We start from the raw sequence: 20,723 nt of genomic DNA on the forward strand, positions 1-20,723 counted from the left end.
CCTTCTTTATTCAGCGACTGAAGAATTTATAGCCTGGATAAAATAATGAATATTGTCATATGATATTACGTGTTGATGGTCAGTATGGAATGGGATTCTCGCTGCTTTATTACGGGTTGATCATCTTATTATATATTGCCTTTATGATCTTCATCATGAGCTATGTTATCCAATGGCTATTTTTTAAGTATAATAAGGTTGAGTATCTACGAGCAGCTCTTTTCTGTCTCATATTCGCTATTATACTTCATCTGAGCTATCCCAGTATGTTTAAGCTGTTCTGTAATTTTTAATAGGTTCTTTTCTGCCTGAGGTTGAGTTCCCCATTAGCCTGTGGTTGGTGTTGTCACCAACTACTTCAACAACAAAAAGGGAACCCGATGAAGCGTTCCCTTTTGTATGGTTTAGAACAGGCCCAGTTGTGGGCTGTCGTCGATATCGGTCTTGGAGTCTGAACGTTTGTTCTTGATCTCGATCTCGTTTGGGTCGTTGGTGATCTCGAAGCCTACATCCTTGGCGGCCTTTTCGGGCGTGGCATCAGGGATGGGTTTGGGTTCATTAGGTTCGGTCACATCGGCAATGAGCTGCGTGTCGGCCACCGAATCGGGTGCCGGGTCGGGTACATCTTCGGCGTCGTCATGCTCGGCGATCAGCTCAATGGTCTTCACCGTATGGGCCGATAGGCGGTTGCCCATAGCCTTCATGCCTTTCACGTCGATCAGGTCGGTCAGGTTGAGTTCTACCAATTCCTGGGTCTCGGCCTTGCCTTTCAATTGTTCCACCTTGACCACTGGCTGCGCCGCACCTGATATGATCATCAGTTTAGATCCGGGCTCCTCGCTAATAAAGCTCACCTGCTTGCCGATCACGATGTTCTCGAACACAAAGCGCTTCACCAAATAGTTCTTCGACTTACCATCGTAATGGATCACCGAGTATACTTTTTCGGGGTCATACTTCTCGATGATCTGCATACGGTCGTCAAAGTGGTTGCTCAGGTCAAAGCTCGTAAGCTCGTACGTACCGTTCGATAGGATGGTGATGATCTTGTCCTCGCCGTCAAATTCGCCCAGGTAACGGCCACGGCTATCGGCATTGAGGCGTTTGAGCACATCATCATACCAGATCTTGCGGCCCGCCAGGGTCGATACCCCTTTTGATTTGAGCACAATTTTTTTAACCGGGTACTTGGTCACCTGGTTACCCATTGATCCGCGACCCTTAATGGCTATATCGGCAAAGTTCTCATCGAACTGTAGTTTCTTGAGTTTAGAGTGTGGTTTCAATTGGATGTTCACCACTTCGGCCTCGCCGTTAGGATTGGCCGAGAAGTACGATACCCGGGTGCCTTTGGTACCCTTGGTTAGGTCGTACTCCTTATCGCGCGTAACGCCCACTACCGAGAAACGCTTGATGTAGGTGGTACCGCTTTCGCCGTCCTTGTACATCATGTTGTAAACGGTACGCTCGTCGTTCTTTTTAAACACGGCCACGTGCAGGATGTCCTTACCCACAAATACCTTGTCCTGCATTTTAGTGATCATACACTTGCCATCCTCGCGGAAAACGATGATCTCGTCAATGTCCGAACAGTCGCACACGTACTCCACGTTCTCATCACGTTTAATGCCCGAGCCAATAAAGCCGTCGCGGCGGTTCACGTACAGTTTAACGTTGGCCAGGGCTACCTGGGTAGCTTCTACCTTATCAAAGGTGCGCAGCTCGGTCTTACGTTCGCGGCCCTTGCCATATTTTTCCTTTAGCCTGGTGTACCAGCTAATGGCATAGTCGGTCAGGTGTTTCAGGTTGTGGTTCACCTCCTTGATCTCGGCCTCCAGGGCTTTCATCTGCTCGTCGGCCTTTTTAACGTCAAAGCGGGTGATGCTGCTCATCGGCTTATCGATCAGCTTCTTGTAGTCCTCAGGCATGATCGTGCGGTAGAACTGCGGGAAGAACGGCTCGAACAAGCGGTTCAACACCTCTACCACCGCATCAAAGTTACCCGAGCTCTCGTAGTCAGGGTGCTTGTACATGCCTTCCTGAATAAAGATCTTGAGCAGCGAACTGAAGAATATCTTTTCCTTTAATTCGAGCAAACGGATGTCCAGCTCCATTTTGAGCAACCCTTTGGTGTGGTTGGCGCTATGGATCAGGATGTCGTTCACACTCATAAAGTGTGGTTTATCATCTAAAATGATACAAGTATTGGGCGATATGGATACCTCGCAATCGGTAAAGGCGTAAAGCGCATCGATCGTCACATCGGGCGATATGCCGGGTGCCAGGTGTATCACGATCTCGACACTGGCCGCCGTGTTATCCTCGATCTTTTTGATCTTGATCTTGCCCTTATCGTTAGCGCTGATCACACTATCGATCAAACTGCCGGTGGTGGTGTTGTACGGTATCTCGGTAATGGCCAGCGTTTTTTTATCACGCTCAATGATCTTGGCGCGTACGCGTACCTTACCGCCGCGCTGCCCTTCGTTATAATTTGTGGCATCGGCCATGCCGCCGGTCAAAAAGTCGGGCAACAGGTTGGGGCGGTTACCGCGCAAGGCCTCAATGGAGGCATCGATCAGTTCGATAAAATTGTGCGGTAATATCTTGGTGGCCAAACCTACGGCTATACCATCGGCACCCTGAGCCAGCAACAGCGGGAACTTGACCGGAAGGGTGATGGGCTCGCGGTTACGACCATCATAACTGGCCTGCCATATGGTGGTGTCAGGATTGAATACCACATCGAGCGCAAATTTAGATAAACGCGCCTCTATATAACGTGGTGCAGCGGCCGCATCGCCGGTCACTGGGTCGCCCCAGTTTCCCTGGCGATCGATCAGCAGGTCCTTTTGGCCGATCTGTACCATGGCATCCCCAATGGAGGCATCACCATGCGGGTGATACTTCATGGTATTACCGATCACGTTGGCAGCTTTGTTAAAGCGCCCGTCGTCCATCTCTTTAAGCGAGTGCAATATGCGTCGCTGTACGGGTTTTAACCCGTCATTAATATGCGGAACGGCACGGTCAAGTATAACGTACGACGCATAATCAAGGAACCAGTTCTCGTAAAGCCCGTCGAGCGGGATCACGTTATGCATCGTTTCGTTAGGGTCTAAATTCTCTGACATATCTGTTCATCAAAAAGATAGAGCTATCTCTTATTATCAAGCTGGCACATAAAAGAAGTGTGCTAAAAATATTAGTCAAATATAGTAAAAACTACGCAAAAATGGATGCTCATGCGCCCACAGCGTTCCTATAAAGATGAAATAATTATGCAACATGGTCAAATGCATCGTCCCGTTCGCAACGGTCAGGATAGGGGGGGAGTTGGATAGGAAGCTTGATATGCCCGGCCGGCGCAGCGCGGATCACCACTTTTAGGAGTTACACAGATGTAACACAATTCCCCAACTTTCCCCACTTTTTAGCGTTGCGAAATTCGTAAAAACCCACCTTTTTCCAGAAAAAACCACAAAAAGCTAAAATGTAACACCAAGTGTAACACGGAAACAGCGAAATGTAACATCTGAACAGCAGCATGATATATCCGCTAAACCTAAAAGATCTGATCGTTCGCTTTTTTGCAAATTTGGTGATCGGCGCCGGTCACGATTCTGGTGCTACTTATTATCGCGTGCATGCCTGATCATTTGGCCGTAGTCCATCCGGTTAGCCATGGCGTGGCAGATCATGGCAATGCGTTTGGCGCGGGTCTCTACCGTTTTGGCGCTGTTAAGCCAGTTGACAAAGTACCGCCGGTGCGATTCCAGCAGGCTTTCAAAGAATTGCAAAGCGTCGGGGTCGTCGGCCAGGCAATCCAGCAGGTCATCAGGTACCACCAGTTTGAAGTCGGTATCCTCTTCAAGGCTTACCTTTATCATGGCGCCTTCGCCTTTGCGTACACCCTTACGTAAGGCAGCATTAAGGGTGAGGATGAAGTTACCTTGGCCCATGGGCATCACGGCTATGCCGGCAATGGCAAAATTATCGAGAGTACCCCTAACCCTGAACGAGCGGCGGTTATCAGGCTTGATCTGTTGGGCAACATCCGCCGGAATATCAATGTAGGTCCAGCCGGTCTTTTCGCCCTGGTCGCCAAATTTGAAGATCACCGCCGTGAATGTTACCATAATGCAAAGTATTGTGATGGTTAAGCTACCGATCCTGTATTTAAAGCGGTCAAATGTTAACGACTTGTTAAATAGTACAATTAATTAAAAATAGTTGTAACGTTTCGTGTAATGCCTGTGTCTTATGGATATAAAACAAAATAATTAACCACATACATTAACACTTAGTCCTTACCAATATGAAAACTTTAAGATCGATCGTAGCAGGCTTAGCCTTATTAGTAGTATCAAATGTAGTTAAAGCTGACGAACCAAAAGCAGTGAAACTGACCAAGAACCACGCCGTTGAGACCTACGTTAGCAGCATGACCCTTGGCAAAAGCGCCGGTTTAAGCGATGTGCTTGACCAGTCGGCCAAATTCAGCATCCTGCGCGGCAACAAAGTAATGAGCTTCGACAGAACACAGATGCTGGAGTTCGCAAAACAGAATAAAGACATCCAACAGGCATGTTCTACCTCAACATCAGTAGTTGAAAGTAACGATGATGTTAGTGTTGTGAAAGTTGACATGAAATATGAGAACTTTACCCGCACAAATTATGTGACCGTTGCTAACACCGGCGATGGCTGGAAGATAACCAACGTTTATTCTGTATTTAAATAAGAGTTTTTTTTATAAATAGTTTAGTTAGTCCAAGGAAGCGGTCGCTGCGAGAGAGACCGCTTTTTATCTTACTGTTGAAATTAAAACCTTTTTAAATAGATAAGCCCCCTCCAAAACGAGGGGGCTTCATCATTTATAGCCATTTATACGGCGTCAGACAGTGACGAGAAGGTGAAATCGCGGATCTTCATCGGCGGTATCATATAGCTGCGGTAGCTCTCCACGCTTATGGCGCGCTCGGGTTTACCCAAAGCCTCCACGTTATTAAGCATGATCACCGGGCTCTCGTTGAAGCGCATGTTCTTGATCGGGAACTTGATCTTACCATTCTCGATGTAGAACGTACCATCACGGGTGAGCCCCGTAAGGGCCAATACCTGAGGGTCTACCATGCGGATATACCACAGGCGCGATACCAATATGCCACGCTCGGTACTCTTGATCATATCCTCCAGGCTCATGTTGCCGCCTTCCATAATGATGTTGCTTGGGCCGGGCTGCGGTTTAACGCCTTTCTTCTCGGCCCAATAGCGCGAGTAGCTTAAGGTCTTTACCACACCTTTGTCGATCCAGTAAGTCTTTTCCAATGGCAAACCGTCGCCATTCCAGGTACCTGAAGGCAGGTCGGGGTTGAAAGGGTCAGAGTAGATGGTCACTTTGTCATCCATCAGTTTTTCGCCTAAACGGGTGCCGCCGCCTTTTTTGCTCATAAAGCTGCGGCCTTCATCGGCACTGCGGGCATCAAAACCTCTGAACATGTTCTCCATCATGTAAGCCGCAGCAGTAGGCTCCAGGATCACGGTGTATTTGCCGGGCTCGATCGCGCGTGCACCTACTGATCCGGTAGCTTTTTGAGCGGCTATCTTGGTAGCGGCGTAAGTATCCAGCTTGCTCACATCAGTGAAACCACGTGCGGCATAGCCTGATCCGGTACCTTCGGCGTTACGGGTGGTCACCGAAAAGGTCACGTCAGTGGACTTGTTATAGGCGAACAACCCTTTAGAGTTCATGACCGAACGGAAATCCGTAGAGTTCTCCAGGAATCCCGCTGCGCTCAGATTGGCCGCTTTGGTCACGTCCAAACTTTTGGCTACCAGGTCGGCGCGTACCTCGGGTGTCATGGCGGCGGTCTTTTCGTTATAGGTAGTAGCCTCTTTAAAGGTTTGCGGACCTAACAGCGGCATATACTCAGGATTAGCCGGCGCCAGTTGTGCCAGTTCCTCCGAACGGCGAACCACTTTTTCTAACGAAGCGTCATCGAACTCGTTGATGGTGGCCGTGCCGGTCTTTTTACCGTAGGTAGAACTTACGGCCAGGCTTAAGGTGCCGATATCGCCCGCGGTAGATACCGCATTGAGTGCATAACGGATGTTACCGCCTTCGCTCCCGCCGAGGCTGATCTCGCATTCGTCGGCTTTTGAATAACTAAGCACCTTCTTTAATAAAGCCTGTGCTTCTTCTTTACTAAGTATTGGCATATAATTATCCTATTCTTCGTTTGGTATTGATCACGTTAACTCCTGTAAATTTAGTGGTGGCCGATCCGTGCGACACGGCGTTCGACTGGCCTGGCTGGCCTTTGCCATCATTGAACGCTCCGCCTAAACGGTAATCGCGCTCATCACATACGGCAGCGCATGAGTTCCAGAACTCCTGGTTGGTGGCCTGGTAAGCTACATCGTTCAGCATACCTACGATCTTGCCGTTCTTGATCTCATAGAACAGCTGACCGCCGAACTGGAAGTTGTAGCGTTGCTGATCGATCGAGAACGAGCCGTTACCGATGATGTAAATGCCTTTTTCGACACCTTTGATCATGTCGTCCACGCTCATTGGGGTTTTGCCTGGTTTTAACGATACGTTTGGCATACGCTGGAACTGTACGTCAGACCAGGTTTGCGCGTAGCAGCAGCCTTGCGATTCTTTTAAGCCGATCACATGCGCCTGGTCACGAATGGTTTGGAAGTTAGTGAGCACGCCATCTTTAACGATATCGAACTGTTTAGGTGCAACGCCTTCGTCATCATAACCTACGGCACCCAAGGAACCTTTTTGGTTACGATCGGCTACGATGTTCATATTCTTGCTGCCGAACTTAAAGTTGCCCGATTTGAGTTTATCTACTGATAAGAAGCTGGTACCGGCATAGTTGGCCTCGTAACCCAGTACACGGTCAAGCTCGGTGGGGTGAGCTACCGACTCGTGAATAGTGAGCCACAAGTGCGACGGATCCAACACCAGGTCATACTTGCCCGGCTCTACCGACTTGGCCGATACCTTCTCGGTAGCGTTGCGGGTGGCGTTCTTCACGTCCTCCAGCATATCGTAGCGGTCCTTATACCGGGTCACCACGCCTTGTACCTTCTCACTTTCTGACGGGATCAGGTACTCATAACCCATACCCACTGGCGAGCTTAAAGCAGCGCGGGTCTCGAAAGCGCCTTTTGAGGCATCGATCTTGGTCACACCAAAGTTAGGGTACAGGCGGTGGATGTCCTGGTCAATGTAAGATCCATCGGTAGAAGCAAAGTATTTTTGCTCATTGATGGCCAGTATCATGGAGTTCACAAAGTTGGCTCCGCCAGCTAAAGCAGCACCGTTCACGCTCATGAGCAAGTCTACTTTTTCCTTGATAGGCACCTCGAAGGCATTCTTTTCGATCGGTGTTTTCCAGCTCACCTCGCCGTATCCTTTTTGCGGGGCCAGTTGTACTGGCTTGCCGCCGATCTTGGCGTTGGCCTTGGCAACTGCTACTGCACGTTCGGCGGTCTTGGCAATGCCATCCTTGGTCACATTGTTAGTAGCGGCAAAGCCCCAGCAACCGTTCACTAATACACGGATGCCTACTCCGTATGACTCGGCGTTGGCAATGTTCTGTACGCGGGTCTCGCGGGTGATCACCGCCTGATTTAGGTAGCGGCCAATGCGAATGTCGGCATAAGTGGCGCCTTTGGCTTTAGCCGTGTTGAGTGCCACATCGGCCAGTTCCTTTTTGATCCGTACATCCACCTGCTCCAGCGCCTGCGCCGGATCGATCGGTGTACCGAACGAAGGCAGGTTGGGTAGCATCATGGCTCCCGCACCTACACCCGACAGGTAAATAAAATTTCTGCGTTTCAAGGTTCGATCCTCCTTTTGGTTGGTAATAGTTCAGTTATAATTCGAGTTAGTTAAATTTTTAAGCTACGAACTTGCGTTCGACCCATAGGAATGTACAAGATGCCAAAAAGATCAAATAAAACCATGCTTCTGGCACCCGCATTTTGGTCGTTTGCTGTATTTGTTTTGTTACAACCGTATTTTTTAAGCTTTTTGATGCAAAAAGTAAGGTTTGTTTGGATCTATGCTGATCTTTTAAGCTTTTCCATTGATCTTTTGGATGAACATACCACTCGGAATGCTGGTCATTGCCCCATTGAACAGTTTGCCAGCCAGGGTTTGATGGGATGTAGGTCGTTCGCCATTCAAAAGGCAGGGAAGGGTCTTGTAGTGGCGATACTTTTACGCCGTTGATCATAATTCCGGTGGGAGGTGTCGAGCTCCTTAAGGTAAGCTCTGCCTTATCGTTAACTGATGTTAATGGTGAGTTGACATTCCACCTGGATGTGTAATTATTGTTCTTAACGGCTTTGCTGATCAGTAATGACCATAGGGCCGAATGGTCGCGCTCATTGCCGGCCAATACCCAGTTGTAGGTATGGTCAAGAGTGGTGAACACCAACTTGCCTGCGCCCGCCAGCGTGGTTGCCGATAATGTATGTTTCTGCGCATCGGTCACCAATGTTTGCGTATTACTTCGTGACGTAATGAACGATGGGGTAATACTAAGTTTTGAAGTGCGTGCTGTTTTGCCTTGCAACGATAAAGCCACTGAAAGCTCAGCTTTACTTGATGGCGAAGTTACCAGGAAGGCCGTTTGCAGCCAAGACGGCGCACTTTCAGAACTATCTGCACGAATGATCACACCCAGCCCTTTCTGCGTCACCTGCTGTCGCAAGGCCGATCCCTCGGCAGGTGTAAACGCCTTCAGTGCCGATAGGTCGCCGATCACCACATCGAACTTTTGCAGCACATTGCCCTGCAAGCGTTGAAGGTCCATTTTGTCCACGTTCACGAACTCCTGGCTGAACTTGTTCTTACTGATGAGCGCGCGTGAGGCTACGGCGTAACCATTTTTACCCAGCCAGTCCTTTAAAAAACGTGTCTCAAAATTGGGCGAGGCATTCAGCATCAGTACCTTCAATGGTCGTGAAGGCTCGATCCTGAACGGCACGTCATCGTTCGATAGCGTATCGCTCCCGCTAAGTGCTAACAGATGGTATACAAGAGCACCTGAACCTTTTGGGATGGTACTTAATTTGAATGGTAAGGTCTGGTTCGGCGCGACATTTACAGAATCGAGACCAGTACCGGCGCTTTTTAAGAACAGTTTGACAGCCTTGCTTTGGGTGTTATGATAGGTGCCTTGAAGCTCCAGCGGCTCACCGGACCGCACCTGATCCGGCCAACTGGCAGACGTGAATCCCGCAGGAGCAGGTGGCGCATTATAGCGTACCCTCACGTTGCCTAATTGCGAAAGTTGATATTGATCCAGACCGTAACCCAGTACCTTTATCTCGGCAATGGCCGGATCAGCCTTTGATGCTTGCGCAGTGCTGCTCCACCAAATGGCCTTGGGGTGGCTTTTTTGAATATCACGGTCGGTTGTGAACACACGGCTGCCTGCAGGAATGCTGTCTTTATCAAATCCGGTGGTGAGTAAAATAGCGGGATGGTCGGCAGGAGTGTAGGCGCTGCCGGTATAGTAGATCGGCAAGATGATGCACGCCAGTGACGCCACCAAGACCCAAACAGCGATGATGCGCCATGCCAAACGGGAGCGGTCGGCGCGCGTTACCTCTTGCCAGGTAAATAATATACCCGCCACGATGCAGATCACGATCACTATAATGGTCCAGTTCATGGTCAGATCACCTGTTCAAATTTTGATAATATCGTTGCGCCAGGCCCATATCTGCTGTGGTGCTACCGGCCGCAGGCATGGTCTTGTTTTGTGGCAATGTGCGTTGTATGGCTTGTTCTACGGCCACCCGGTCAGCAGGCGAGGGTATGCCATTCCCTGAAATGATGCGGCGCAGGGCACTCAATGCCTTTAAATACATGCCCGGGCGTGCCGAAGCCTGAGCGGCTAACTGTGGCGCAGATTGTTGTAATATCTTTTTGTCAGCCGCGTTCAATGATGCATATCGCGCACGTTGCAACACTACAGTAGCCTTTGTAAGGGCAGCGTATCGGTCGGCCGCAGGCTTGATGTCCTGCTGGCTGGTCGGGTTGCCGATCTTATCCAATTCGCCGGTAAGGCGTTTTTCAGGTTTGATGGGTGGCGGGTTGTAGTTGGTCTTGGCCACATATGAGCGCGACTTTTGCTGCAGATCTTTCAATAAACGGAGCGCCTTATATTCAAAAGGCAAGGCCTCCTGTGGTTTGTACAAACGCAACCGGAGTTCAGCCTTCCACATTTCGTTTAAGGTGGCCTTAAGCTGAGCTTTTACCGATGGCTCTAAGAACGTGGCATCCTCGGCATTGTCATGCTTATCAGTAAAGGCATCCATCACCATTTTGGCGTTGCCAAAGTTCTCGGCCTTACCGATCTCTTCGTTGCCCTCGGTCTCGTGGCCGCTTTCGTCCTCTTCGCCCAGGAACTTACCATAACGCAGGCGCAAGAGCTTTTGATCAGTACCCAGTTCATTAGCCCGGTTCTTGAAGGCGGTGGCACTGATGGTATCTTTTTCTTTCAGCAGTTTCTCGGTATCTAAAATGATCTGGCGCTCGCTCCTGAAATATTCGGGCTTGATGTTGGCCGCAGCCACCAGGCCATCCATGCTTAGCAGTTGAGCAGTATCCTGTATGGAAACGATCAGCACATCAGTGCGGCTTTTTTGCTGATGCGTATCCTGCGCCTGCACGTATAAGTAAAGTTCATCGCCAGGTTCCATACCCAGTTTAGGCAGGTCGATGGTGCGTTGCAGGTCATACTTCAGGCTACGAGAGCCAAAGGATGTGCCGAAGCTGAACGTGGTATCCTTGAACTTGACCGATTCGCCGCTGCCCTTGGCCACCGTGGCAAAGATCTGTGCGTTCGTGATGCCATGGTCGTCGGTTATGGTAGCGTTAACGTTCACACGCTGTGCTTCGCCGGCATCGATGTGAGTATACTGTTTTGGCGTTTTGACACGGATAACAGGTATAGCATCCTTGATCACCTGTACCTGGTACAGGTCAGATAATTTACCATCGATACTGACCTGGTAAAAGCCCGGCTTGGTGATCACCTTGCTGGTACTCCATTCAGTGCCTCGGCTGCCCTTCAGCGTGGTCTTTTCACCTTCATTAAATATAAGAGATACCTTATCCACAGGTACGTTCGTGCTGATCTTCCAGGTAACGGTGGCGCCTTCCTCGGCGTCGATTGTAAAGCGGTCCTGTGTGCGAGCAGGTCTACCAATGTAGGCCGGCGGGGCGATGGTGAGCGATACGCCATCGATCTGCGGCAGTATCTTTTCGGGAGGTGAACTGCTTTTAGAAGACACCGATCCTGCCTGTGTTGTATTTGCGATGCCATGTTTCCACCGCTGACCGAACATCAACAAAACAGCACCGATGAGGAGAGCCGCACCACAGACCCAAGCTGCCTTTTTCAAGCGTTGCGTAAAAACAGGTGGCTGTGCAGGGACCGATGTAAGTGCTGTCTCGATCTTTTGCAGCTGCAAGCGTTCCAGCAAATTGAGCTCATGCTCTGAGCGTAAGGTCAGTTGGCTGCTCTCTTCCAACTGCGGATACGAGATATTCAACGCGCGGCATACCGCATCCAGCGAAATACTCCACGGGCGACCGATCAGGGTAAACGCCCCGAACGCGATCACAAAGATGATCACAGCTGCCAGTAGCATAGTGACCGGCCAGATCAAATGGACAAGGCTACCCAGTATGATGGCACAACCCAGTGCCAGTAACGCATTGGCCAACATCTGCATGGCAATGTAACGGTGCCTTAGCTGTTGTATCTTGATGTTTCCGTTGGTCATATCACGAGTTGCTAAGGTTAGAAGTCCGGTGCGATAGCCAGCGTTCGGCCACGATCAGCAGTACCAAGGCAAGCCAAAAGTATCGGCTCAGATCTTGGTGATGAATGGGCGTCTTCTCGGCGATCGCTTTCTTGCCAGCGATCATTTGAGGCATGTATTGAGCAGGAGAGAGGATGCGTTGGTCGTAGCGGTCATTGTTCGCGCCGGCTGGTTCTTTTATTAGGTCAAGTAACCATGCCGGGAACTGATCGCTCCAAACCAGGTCGTTCCATTTAGGATCAAAGTGTGTGTACAGATCGTACACTCGTGTCTTCCCTTGTTGGGCGGACGTCAATATCGGTTGGCCATTGCCGTTGGTCCACAGTGCCTCCGCTTTATTGCTGGTAGAGCTGACCTGTTCGTAAAGCTTCACACGCTGTTCATCAGGCAACGCGGTACTTAATGGGCCTGCGTTACTGATCCAACTATCATTTTTAACGGCTTTACCTGGTCGATAAGCGACGATATTCGAAGTCTTATTGATGACAGAAACACCCGCGTTCTTGTCAGATAACCAGAAAAGCCGATCAACATTGGCTGGTATGGCCGATGGTGAACTTACTGTACGCAAGGTGAATTTACGCTGTCCAAATTGAGCTGCCGCCTGCAGGGCCGCTTTCAAGTATCTAGCATCCAAAGCATATTTCGCATCGGCATAGATCACCATATCGTTCACCGTGGTGTCGATGGTGACAGGCGTTTGGCCGTTACCTTTCAAGCTGATCTGTGCCAGGCCGTTGGTAGTGCTGATATTAAATGATGAATTGCCTGCGTCATCAGGCTTGATGTTGCTGTAAATATAAGTGGTGCCAGATGGGGTAGCCGTGCCTTTTTGAACCCTTACATCGCCGCTCGGAGTGAACCACGCATCCTGAATAAACGAGGTGACGGAGTCGGCGGTGGTGTAGGTCCTCCATTTAAGGTCGAGTGCCAATTGGGGGCGGCTGCCTTTAAAGTATTTGGCTTTGTTGGTCGTGAATAGGTATACCGGCATATCAGCAGGTAAACGCTGGTCAAGCTCGCGCACCAGTGCCCAATGGTCTGGCGATGTTGATGCGGTATCGCGTTTCAATGAATCGGTAGGGTGAAGAAATATCTGTTTCAGGTCAGATCTCTTAAAGCCATCGTTAAAGTAATGGAACTCGTAGCCTGCTTTGGTAAGGGAGTCGATCTGGGGCTTGAAAAGGTCATGAACGGTCTTTAATTCTTGTTCGGCTATCAGTATCCAGCCTTTGGCTTTTTTTGATCGCTGGTATTCTTTCCATACGGGGAGGGCCAGCAGCGCGGCCACTAAAAGCAGGAGCAAGCAACGTAGGATGAAAAGCAGTATATCCAGCAGCTTAAAGCTGCGGCTGCTTTTGCGCGATGCCGCATCCACCAGCGAGATACTGCCCACCTTGAGTACCTTGCCCGGCCTGATATTCCATAGGTGTATCAGTACCGGTATGATCAAAGCGGCAGCACCAAAAAGCCATATGGGGTTTAAAAAACTAAACATAATGCCCCACCCAAACCCTCCCCGGGAGGGAGGGCTTTTGATACACATGGTCAATATTGAAATTCGCGATCATTCTCATTTCATAAACTCCCTCCCTACCGGGGAGGGTCGGGGTTGGACTTTACTTGCTCCTTTGTACTAAAAACGCCCGCAACGCCTCATCCAAGGGTTGGGCGGTACTGATCATGCGGTGAACGATGTGTTTGCCCAGCAGTTGCATCCTGATATTTTCCTGGTGTGCGTGCAGCACTTCTTTGTAACGTTGTTTGGTTTGTGCACCTAATTGTATCACTTCGCCGGTCTCCAGGTCCTCTAAGGCCGAATAACCTTTAAAGTCGAGATCCAGTTCGTTCTGTGCCATCAGTTGAAATACGATGATCTCGTGCCTTAACGCGGCCAGCTGATCAAGCAGTTGCATGATCTCGCCGTTGGGCTGATACATATCGGTGATGAACACCAATAGTTCCTTACGCCCTGAGCCGCTGAACAATTCTTTGTAATGCGTAGGCTGGGTGAACCTACCCGCCGGATCGATGTTGGCCAGTTGATGGTAAAAGCGCTGTAAATGTTGCGGGTCCGGACGTGAGGCGAGCGAGAATAGTCCGCTATCCTTTAGCACATATAAGCCTACCGCATCGCCTTGTAAGTTGGCCAGGTAGCCCAACGAAGCGGCCAAAAAGCGCGCGTAGTCGATCTTGCTCAGCGTGCCGTCATGATGGTTCATGGAGTTGCTGGCATCGATCACGAACCTAACCGATATGCTGGTCTCGATCTCGCTTTCGCGGATATAGTATCTGTCGCTTCGGGCATACATGCGCCAATCAAGCCAGCGCAGGTCATCGCCCGGCTGGTAACTCCGGTACTGGCTGAACTCCAATCCCGGTCCCTTAACAGTGCTTTTGTTAAAGCCGTTCATAAATCCATCTATAACCGTTTTAGCCAGTAACGGCAGGTTCTTGATGGTCATGAGTACTTTAGGGTCGAGCATATCTTTGGGTTGCGGGGGTTTCGAATTACGGGTTTTGAGTTGCGGGTGGTGGGTTTGAGTTTGGGGGCTTTTGTCGTCAAGTCAGTCGCCTGGCAATATCACGCAACCCGCAACACAGAACCCGCAACCAACTAAACCTTCGGTCTTTCTATCAACTTGATCAGTTCGGCGGTGGCTTTGTCGGAGGTGATGCCTTCTGCCTCAGCCTTAAAATTCATTAATACGCGGTGACGCAGTACCGGGGTGGCCATGGCGTGTATATCCTCCATGATCACAGCAAAGCGGCCCTTCAGTAACGCGCGTGCCTTCGCGGTAAGGATCAGTGCTTGCCCGGCCCTTGGACCAGCACCCCAGCGTACCCATTCCTTTACATAGCTCAGCGTGGTAGTATCAGGGCGGGTGGCGCGGATCAGTTGGCTTACGTAACGTACGAGGTCTTCGCTTATGCTTACCTGCCTTACCAAGGCTTGTGCCTGTTGTATCTCTTCGGCGCTGATCACCGGGTTAACGGTGGCCTTGGCGGTACCCGTGGTGCGGTTCAGTATCGCAAATTCTTCCTGTTCGGTCGGGTACCCGATCTGCACCAGTAATAAAAAGCGGTCAAGCTGTGCCTCGGGCAGGGGGTAGGTTCCCGCCTGTTCGATCGGGTTCTGGGTGGCCAGGATAAAGAACGGCCTGTCCAACGGGTAGGTCTGCCCGCCGTAGGTCACCTCAAACTCCTGCATGGCCTCTAACAGCGCCGACTGCGTTTTAGGTGGCGTACGGTTGATCTCATCTGCCAGGATGATATTGGCAAATAAAGGTCCTTTATTGAACTTGAAGAAACGCTTGCCGGTAACATGGTCCTCCTCCAGTATCTCGGTGCCAACAATGTCGGTAGGCATCAGGTCGGGGGTGAACTGTATACGCCTGAACGACAGGTGCAGCGCTTGCGACATGGTTTTGACCAGGAGCGTTTTGGCAAGGCCCGGAACGCCTTCCAGCAGGCAATGGCCACCAGCCAAAAAAGCTACCAGTAGTTCGTCAAGAATATGTTCCTGCCCTACGATCACCTTTTGTATCTCGGTTTTGAGCTGCGGAAGCTTGCTCAGTATCGATCTAACGTGGGTCTCTGTTAATTCCAATGGTTAAAATTTGATCAGGTGTGCGTTATTCTATAAATATGCCCGTCCAGAATATGTGTTTTGGTTAAAAACGTTAAAAATGTTCCGTCGGGCATCCCAATATAGGGGCATTTGGCGTTAAAAAGTGTGGTTGATCGCAAAATATTGGATCAGGTATTCAAAAAATTACAAAACTGATAAGCGCTGCATCTATTAACCCATGTAATTTATACTACTTTTAGTTTTTCATTCATTATGTCATTCAGTTCAAAGTTCACGTTCACACGCTTCAGCTACCATTCAGGCGATTGGGATACCGATCAGCGTATGCCGTCGAACATCCTGAACTCATTGATGGAGTACACCACCATCCCTATCGATACCAAAGAAAAGGTAGTGGCCCTGAGCGGGCCCGATGTATTTAATTCACCTTTCTCGTACCTGAGCGGCCATAAACTGGTGCAGTTTGATGCACAGGAGCGCAACAACTTTAAAAAGTATGTGCAAAACGGCGGTTTCGTTTTTGTGGATGATTGTAACCATGATATCGACGGGCTTTTTGCCAAGAGCTTTGAAACGCAGATGTCGCAATTGTTCGGTCCGCAGGCTTTGAAAAAGATCCCCAACGACCATGAGTTGTACCGCTCATTCTTCACGTTCGAGAAGGGACCGCCCAACACGTCTTTTGAGTTGAACGGCTGGGGTGATGACCTTGTGCATGATTACCTGAAGGCGATCACCATCAATGGGCGCATCGCAGTGTTATACAGCAATAAGGATTACGGCTGTGAGTGGGATTACGATTTCAGGAACAAGCGTTTTTTGGCAGAAGATAATACCAAGTTCGGTATCAATATCATCATGTATGCTATGGGCTCCTGAGCTCAAATAGCTGTTTTGTATGGTTTAAAAACCACTATCTTTGCCATGCTGTCCCCGCAGTTATATATTCATGAACGACGAATTTTACGTTAAGGTCGACGACGAGGAAAAAGGTCCATACACCTTTGATCAACTGACCGATGGTAGGCTGGAGCCTGACGACGAGGTACGCACCCCTTTTAGCGACTGGCAAAAGGCAAGTGAGATACCCGACTTTTTAGAATATTTCAAATACGAAGGTTACTATTTTCCTACTGAAGAAACATTGGCCGGGTTTGGCATTCGCCTGGCAGCATACGTGATCGATTATGTGATCCTTGTGTTCTTGCTGGTGATCGGTTTGGCCACATATGTCAGTGTTACCGCGCCGGGATCTGATGTCAATGAGTTCATCCTCAAAAACGAAGAGCTGATCCGCACCATCGTAGCGCCGGTTTCGCTCATCGCTTACTTTGTGATCACCGCCATGCTTCCAATGAGCGCCAGCATCGGTCAGTATGCCTGCAAGCTGATCATCGTGAATGCCGAAGGGCAAAAGATCGGTCCGGGGCAAGCATTCCTGCGCGGGGTGTTCAAGTTCTTGTCAGGCGCGTTCCTGGGTGTTGGCTTCTTGGGCGTGATCTTTAGCAAGTATAAACAAGGCTTTCATGATGTGATGTCGCGCACTTATGTGGTGCGTAAAGACGTTTACTAGCATTATAATATTCAATATCCTGTGTAATGAAGATCCTGATCATGGGCGCTTCAAGTGCCGGTTCCACTACTTTAGGCAAAGCGCTATCGGCGCGTACAGGTTATCCATATTTTGATTCTGACGACTACTTTTGGCTGAGGTCGGCCGTTCCGTACACGTTAAGGCGCGACCGCGAGGAACGCGTGCAAATGCTCATTGATGACGTGAAAGCTACCCCTTGCCATATCGTTGGCGGGTCATTGGTGGGCTGGGGCGATCAGTGGACGGATCATTTTGACCTGGTGGTGTTCTTGCACCTTCCGCCTGAGGTGCGCATGCAGCGCTTAAAGGACCGTGAATACGAACGTTATGGCGATCTGATCTACACGGATCCCGAACGGATCAGGTTATATAACGAATTTGTGGCCTGGGCCGAATCATATGATACCGTGGCTCACACTGGCCGCTCCATTAAAGTGCATGAGGAATGGCTCAGCCGGGTGACCTGCCCGGTACTCCGGATCAACGGCGATACCACTGTGCAGGAAAGGGTGGACAGGGTATTGGAAAAGATCAGCGACATGGGTACTTTATACGCATGATCGATCACCCGGCTAAACCTATTCGGTTCGCGCTCAACTTTTGCCTTCTTATCTTATGTTTATGGATGAGTGCCTGCCAGCGGCACGACATCAAGCTTGAAGTGGTACACCATACATCCGACCAACTGGAATGTGACCGCGTTTTTGCTGAAAGCCGTAAAGCAATTATCGAGCTTAATGAAATCCTGATCCAAACGGGTGCATTAGATAGCAATGATCATATGGTAAGGGCCTGCATTATTCATGTGGGTGGCAAGGAGGTGGTATTGAAGTTGGAGAGGTCGGCCAAGCAGGATACTGACAAGATAGAGGAATTCGCAGGCGAGGGGTACGCATTAAAACTCACTTACCATCCACAACAAGCAGGCACTGACACCGTGTACCTGGGCAAAGCACACATCAGCTACGGCGCCGAGGTTACCGATATGGCGGTGGAAGGCGTCCGTAACCGGCTTTGATGAGCGTTGCCAGCTTACCTTTTATTAACGTTACGCTAAAACAAGGATAAGCCAATAATGCTTAACTTTGCAGTTCAATATTCTGGTGCATCATGATGATCAATGCTGAAGCTGCAAAAGCACTCCCCGGGCTTTACTGTAATTCGTTAACTCAATATTCGCGTTTTGTTACCCGTGAAGTGAAGATCGGCGATGTGCCAATGGGCGGTAGTAACCCCATCCGGATCCAAAGTATGACCACTACCGATACCATGGACACCATTGGTACCGTAGAGCAGACCATTCGCATGGTAGATGCAGGTTGCGAGTATGTACGGATCACGGCTCCCAGCATAAAAGAGGCCCAGAACCTGGCCGAGATCAAGAAGCAACTTCGTGCACGTGGATACACCGTGCCCTTAGTGGCCGATATCCATTTTACACCGAACGCTGCCGAAGTGGCCGCACGCATTGTTGAAAAGGTGCGGGTGAATCCAGGCAACTATGCCGATAAGAAGAAGTTTGACGAGATAGAATATACCGACAGCAAATACCAGGGTGAGCTGGACCGCATCTTCCAAAAGTTCACTCCGCTGGTGAATATTTGCAAGGAGTACGGAACGGCTATGCGTATCGGCACTAATCATGGATCGCTTAGCGATCGCATTATGAGCCGTTATGGCGATACCCCTCAAGGCATGGTGGAATCAGCCATGGAGTTCATTCGTATGTGCGAGGCACTGAACTATTATAACCTGTGCATATCGATGAAATCGAGCAATCCGCAGGTGATGGTTCAGGCTTATCGTTTATTGGTACAGACCATGGTAGCCGAAGGCATGAACTACCCGTTGCACCTTGGCGTTACCGAGGCCGGCGACGGCGAGGATGGTCGCATTAAATCGGCCGTGGGCATAGGCACCTTACTGGAAGACGGCCTGGGCGATACCGTTCGCGTGTCCCTGACCGAAGAACCTGAGGCCGAAGCCCCAGTAGCCATCGCCTTGGTGAACCGTTATAGCGCGCGGGGGGTGAGTGAGGCGTTGAGAGGTCTGAGTGGAGATACGGGAGATCAGAGGTCAGAGGCCGGAACCGATGTGCAAATTAGCTCCAATGAGCATCCCGCGACCCGCAACCCGCAACCCGCCACCCAACACTCACCTTATGAATACCAAAAACGCCACACCACCGAGGCCAACGCTTTTATAGGTGGCCACATGGTACCGCGTGTGGTGCTTGACCTGAGTAAAGCGAATCTGAAAGATCCGTCGGTTTTGAATGCTGCGGGCTATTTATATTCGCCCATACTGGACAAATATAACATGGCCGATCAGTCGGTGGATTTTGTGTACATGGCCGATACACTGCCCTCATTCACTTTCCCGGGCAACCTGAAACAACTATATAATTACAACACCTGGTTCACGTTGGCCAATAAAAAGAATTGTCACCCGGTATTCACGCTGGCACAATACACTGACTCGTCAGCTGATCGTTCGTCGGCACTTAGCCTGGTGACCATTGATGCCGCACAAGTGGATATGTCGCAGATCAAGCAATTGGCGCAAGACCCGAACTTGGTGCTGGTGTTAGAGACGACCGCTGCGCATGGCATGGCCCAGCAACGCAGTTTCTTTTTTGAGCTGATGCAAGCTGGTATAGAAACGCCTGTTATCATCAAAAGGTCATATGACCTTGGTGATGAAGGCAGCGAGCTGATCACTACCTCTACCGACTTGCGCCCTGAGGCTTCTGAACTTACGACGAAACTGCAACTTTATGCGGCAACCGATATGGGTGCGTTGTTGGTGGATGGTTTTGGCGATGGCGTTTGGATAGATGCGCCAGGTATGCCGGCCGCCGTGATCACCTCTACCGCGTTCGGGATATTGCAGGCCACCAGGTCGCGAATCTCCAAAACAGAATACATTAGCTGCCCGAGCTGCGGCCGTACGCTGTTCGACCTGCAGGAGACCACTCAAATGATCCGTAGCCGTACCAGTCACCTGAAGGGATTAAAGATCGGTATCATGGGCTGTATCGTTAACGGTCCGGGCGAAATGGCCGATGCCGATTACGGTTATGTGGGCGCTGGTCCGGGTAAGATCACGCTGTATCGTGGCAAAGAAGTGGTAAAGAAGAACGTGAACACCGCCAACGCATTGGACGAGCTCATCGGTATCATTCAAGAAGATGGTAACTGGGTCGAGCCGGCCGTTGTTGCATGAACATTTACACAGTATTCTCAAAAATAAAGAGCGGGACCTGCCTCGCGCAAGCCCCGCTCAACGTTCATAAAAAAAAAATTCTTACGGCTTCAGCTTGAATGAAGCGGCTAATACATTCTTGTTGTAGCTGCCCGGCTCGGCCTTAAGCAGGTTAGCCAACAGGCTATTCAGCGTCTTTTGCACCTTGCGTTTACTGATGTTAAGTCGCTTGTTAATGGTCTCGCTATAGATGAGCTGATTTTGGTCATTGTAAAAATTGATGGTCTGCACTTTTGGGGTGCGTTCGTTGCTCTCTACCACCCAGGTAGGTTGAGTTGAAGCTTCAACGGTTTGTGCTTGTGTGCTCAGAAAACTTACAGTGATCAAAGCAAAGGTCAATAAGGTCTTTTTCATGGTATGGGTTCTTTAGCGCTGTGTTATTCGTGTTGTGTTAATTTGTTGATC

Annotated in this window: 16 protein-coding genes; 6 read left to right on the forward strand and 10 right to left on the reverse strand. The window is 49.9% G+C overall.

Annotation, left to right across the window (positions count from 1 at the left end):
* Positions 1 to 404: 404 nt before the first annotated feature.
* Positions 405 to 3,134, reverse strand: coding sequence for a DNA gyrase/topoisomerase IV subunit A (locus LLH06_RS05430; RefSeq protein ID WP_228172247.1), 2,730 nt, complete (start codon positions 3,132 to 3,134; stop codon positions 405 to 407).
* A gap of 495 nt (positions 3,135 to 3,629) precedes the next feature.
* A complete protein-coding gene (locus LLH06_RS05435) occupies positions 3,630 to 4,139 on the reverse strand; it encodes a YdeI/OmpD-associated family protein (protein WP_228172248.1) in 510 nt (169 codons plus the stop codon).
* Between the two features lie 179 nt (positions 4,140 to 4,318).
* On the opposite strand from LLH06_RS05435, the gene LLH06_RS05440 reads away from it, so the two are divergent.
* The gene (locus LLH06_RS05440) at positions 4,319 to 4,744 is read left to right on the forward strand and encodes a nuclear transport factor 2 family protein (RefSeq protein ID WP_228172249.1); all 426 of its coding nucleotides are present in this window, start codon (positions 4,319 to 4,321) and stop codon (positions 4,742 to 4,744) included.
* A gap of 143 nt (positions 4,745 to 4,887) precedes the next feature.
* Here LLH06_RS05440 and LLH06_RS05445 read toward each other — a convergent pair whose 3' ends face one another.
* The 7 genes from LLH06_RS05445 to LLH06_RS05475 form a co-directional block, all read right to left on the reverse strand.
* Positions 4,888 to 6,222, reverse strand: coding sequence for a TldD/PmbA family protein (locus LLH06_RS05445; RefSeq protein ID WP_228172250.1), 1,335 nt, complete (start codon positions 6,220 to 6,222; stop codon positions 4,888 to 4,890).
* Between the two features lie 4 nt (positions 6,223 to 6,226).
* Positions 6,227 to 7,864, reverse strand: coding sequence for a TldD/PmbA family protein (locus LLH06_RS05450; RefSeq protein WP_228172251.1), 1,638 nt, complete (start codon positions 7,862 to 7,864; stop codon positions 6,227 to 6,229).
* A 58-nt stretch (positions 7,865 to 7,922) separates the two neighbouring features.
* Positions 7,923 to 9,707 carry a hypothetical protein gene (locus LLH06_RS05455; protein ID WP_228172252.1) on the reverse strand — a complete coding sequence of 595 codons (1,785 nt, stop codon included), beginning with the start codon at positions 9,705 to 9,707 and terminating at the stop codon, positions 7,923 to 7,925.
* A 7-nt stretch (positions 9,708 to 9,714) separates the two neighbouring features.
* Positions 9,715 to 11,829: a hypothetical protein gene (locus tag LLH06_RS05460; protein ID WP_228172253.1), complete on the reverse strand. Its 2,115-nt coding sequence runs from the start codon at positions 11,827 to 11,829 to the stop codon at positions 9,715 to 9,717.
* A 1-nt stretch (position 11,830) separates the two neighbouring features.
* Entirely contained in the window at positions 11,831 to 13,366 is a 1,536-nt protein-coding gene (locus tag LLH06_RS05465) for a BatA domain-containing protein (RefSeq protein WP_228172254.1), read from the reverse strand.
* Positions 13,367 to 13,487: 121 nt separating this feature from the next.
* Positions 13,488 to 14,354 carry a DUF58 domain-containing protein gene (locus LLH06_RS05470; protein WP_228172255.1) on the reverse strand — a complete coding sequence of 289 codons (867 nt, stop codon included), beginning with the start codon at positions 14,352 to 14,354 and terminating at the stop codon, positions 13,488 to 13,490.
* Positions 14,355 to 14,485: 131 nt separating this feature from the next.
* Entirely contained in the window at positions 14,486 to 15,478 is a 993-nt protein-coding gene (locus tag LLH06_RS05475) for an AAA family ATPase (protein WP_228172256.1), read from the reverse strand.
* A gap of 234 nt (positions 15,479 to 15,712) precedes the next feature.
* Here LLH06_RS05475 and LLH06_RS05480 point away from each other — a divergent pair, with 234 nt between their 5' ends.
* From LLH06_RS05480 to ispG, 5 genes are all read left to right on the forward strand, one after another.
* The gene (locus LLH06_RS05480) at positions 15,713 to 16,339 is read left to right on the forward strand and encodes a DUF4159 domain-containing protein (protein ID WP_228172257.1); all 627 of its coding nucleotides are present in this window, start codon (positions 15,713 to 15,715) and stop codon (positions 16,337 to 16,339) included.
* A 70-nt stretch (positions 16,340 to 16,409) separates the two neighbouring features.
* The gene (locus LLH06_RS05485) at positions 16,410 to 17,033 is read left to right on the forward strand and encodes an RDD family protein (protein WP_228172258.1); all 624 of its coding nucleotides are present in this window, start codon (positions 16,410 to 16,412) and stop codon (positions 17,031 to 17,033) included.
* Positions 17,034 to 17,059: 26 nt separating this feature from the next.
* Complete coding sequence (locus LLH06_RS05490; protein WP_228172259.1) at positions 17,060 to 17,614, forward strand: AAA family ATPase; 555 nt, start codon at positions 17,060 to 17,062, stop codon at positions 17,612 to 17,614.
* Positions 17,611 to 18,072: a hypothetical protein gene (locus tag LLH06_RS05495; protein ID WP_228172260.1), complete on the forward strand. Its 462-nt coding sequence runs from the start codon at positions 17,611 to 17,613 to the stop codon at positions 18,070 to 18,072. The genes LLH06_RS05490 and LLH06_RS05495 overlap by 4 nt, the downstream gene beginning before the upstream one ends.
* Before the next feature lie 95 nt (positions 18,073 to 18,167).
* Positions 18,168 to 20,279: a (E)-4-hydroxy-3-methylbut-2-enyl-diphosphate synthase gene (ispG, locus tag LLH06_RS05500; protein WP_228173270.1), complete on the forward strand. Its 2,112-nt coding sequence runs from the start codon at positions 18,168 to 18,170 to the stop codon at positions 20,277 to 20,279.
* 81 nt (positions 20,280 to 20,360) lie between these two features.
* On the opposite strand, the gene LLH06_RS05505 is transcribed toward ispG, so the two are convergent.
* On the reverse strand, positions 20,361 to 20,672 hold the full coding sequence (locus tag LLH06_RS05505) for a hypothetical protein (protein ID WP_228172261.1): 312 nt from the start codon (positions 20,670 to 20,672) through the stop codon (positions 20,361 to 20,363).
* Between the last annotated feature and the right edge of the window lie 51 nt (positions 20,673 to 20,723).

The organism is Mucilaginibacter daejeonensis, from assembly GCF_020783335.1.
GTDB classification, from domain to species: Bacteria; Bacteroidota; Bacteroidia; order Sphingobacteriales; family Sphingobacteriaceae; genus Mucilaginibacter; species Mucilaginibacter daejeonensis.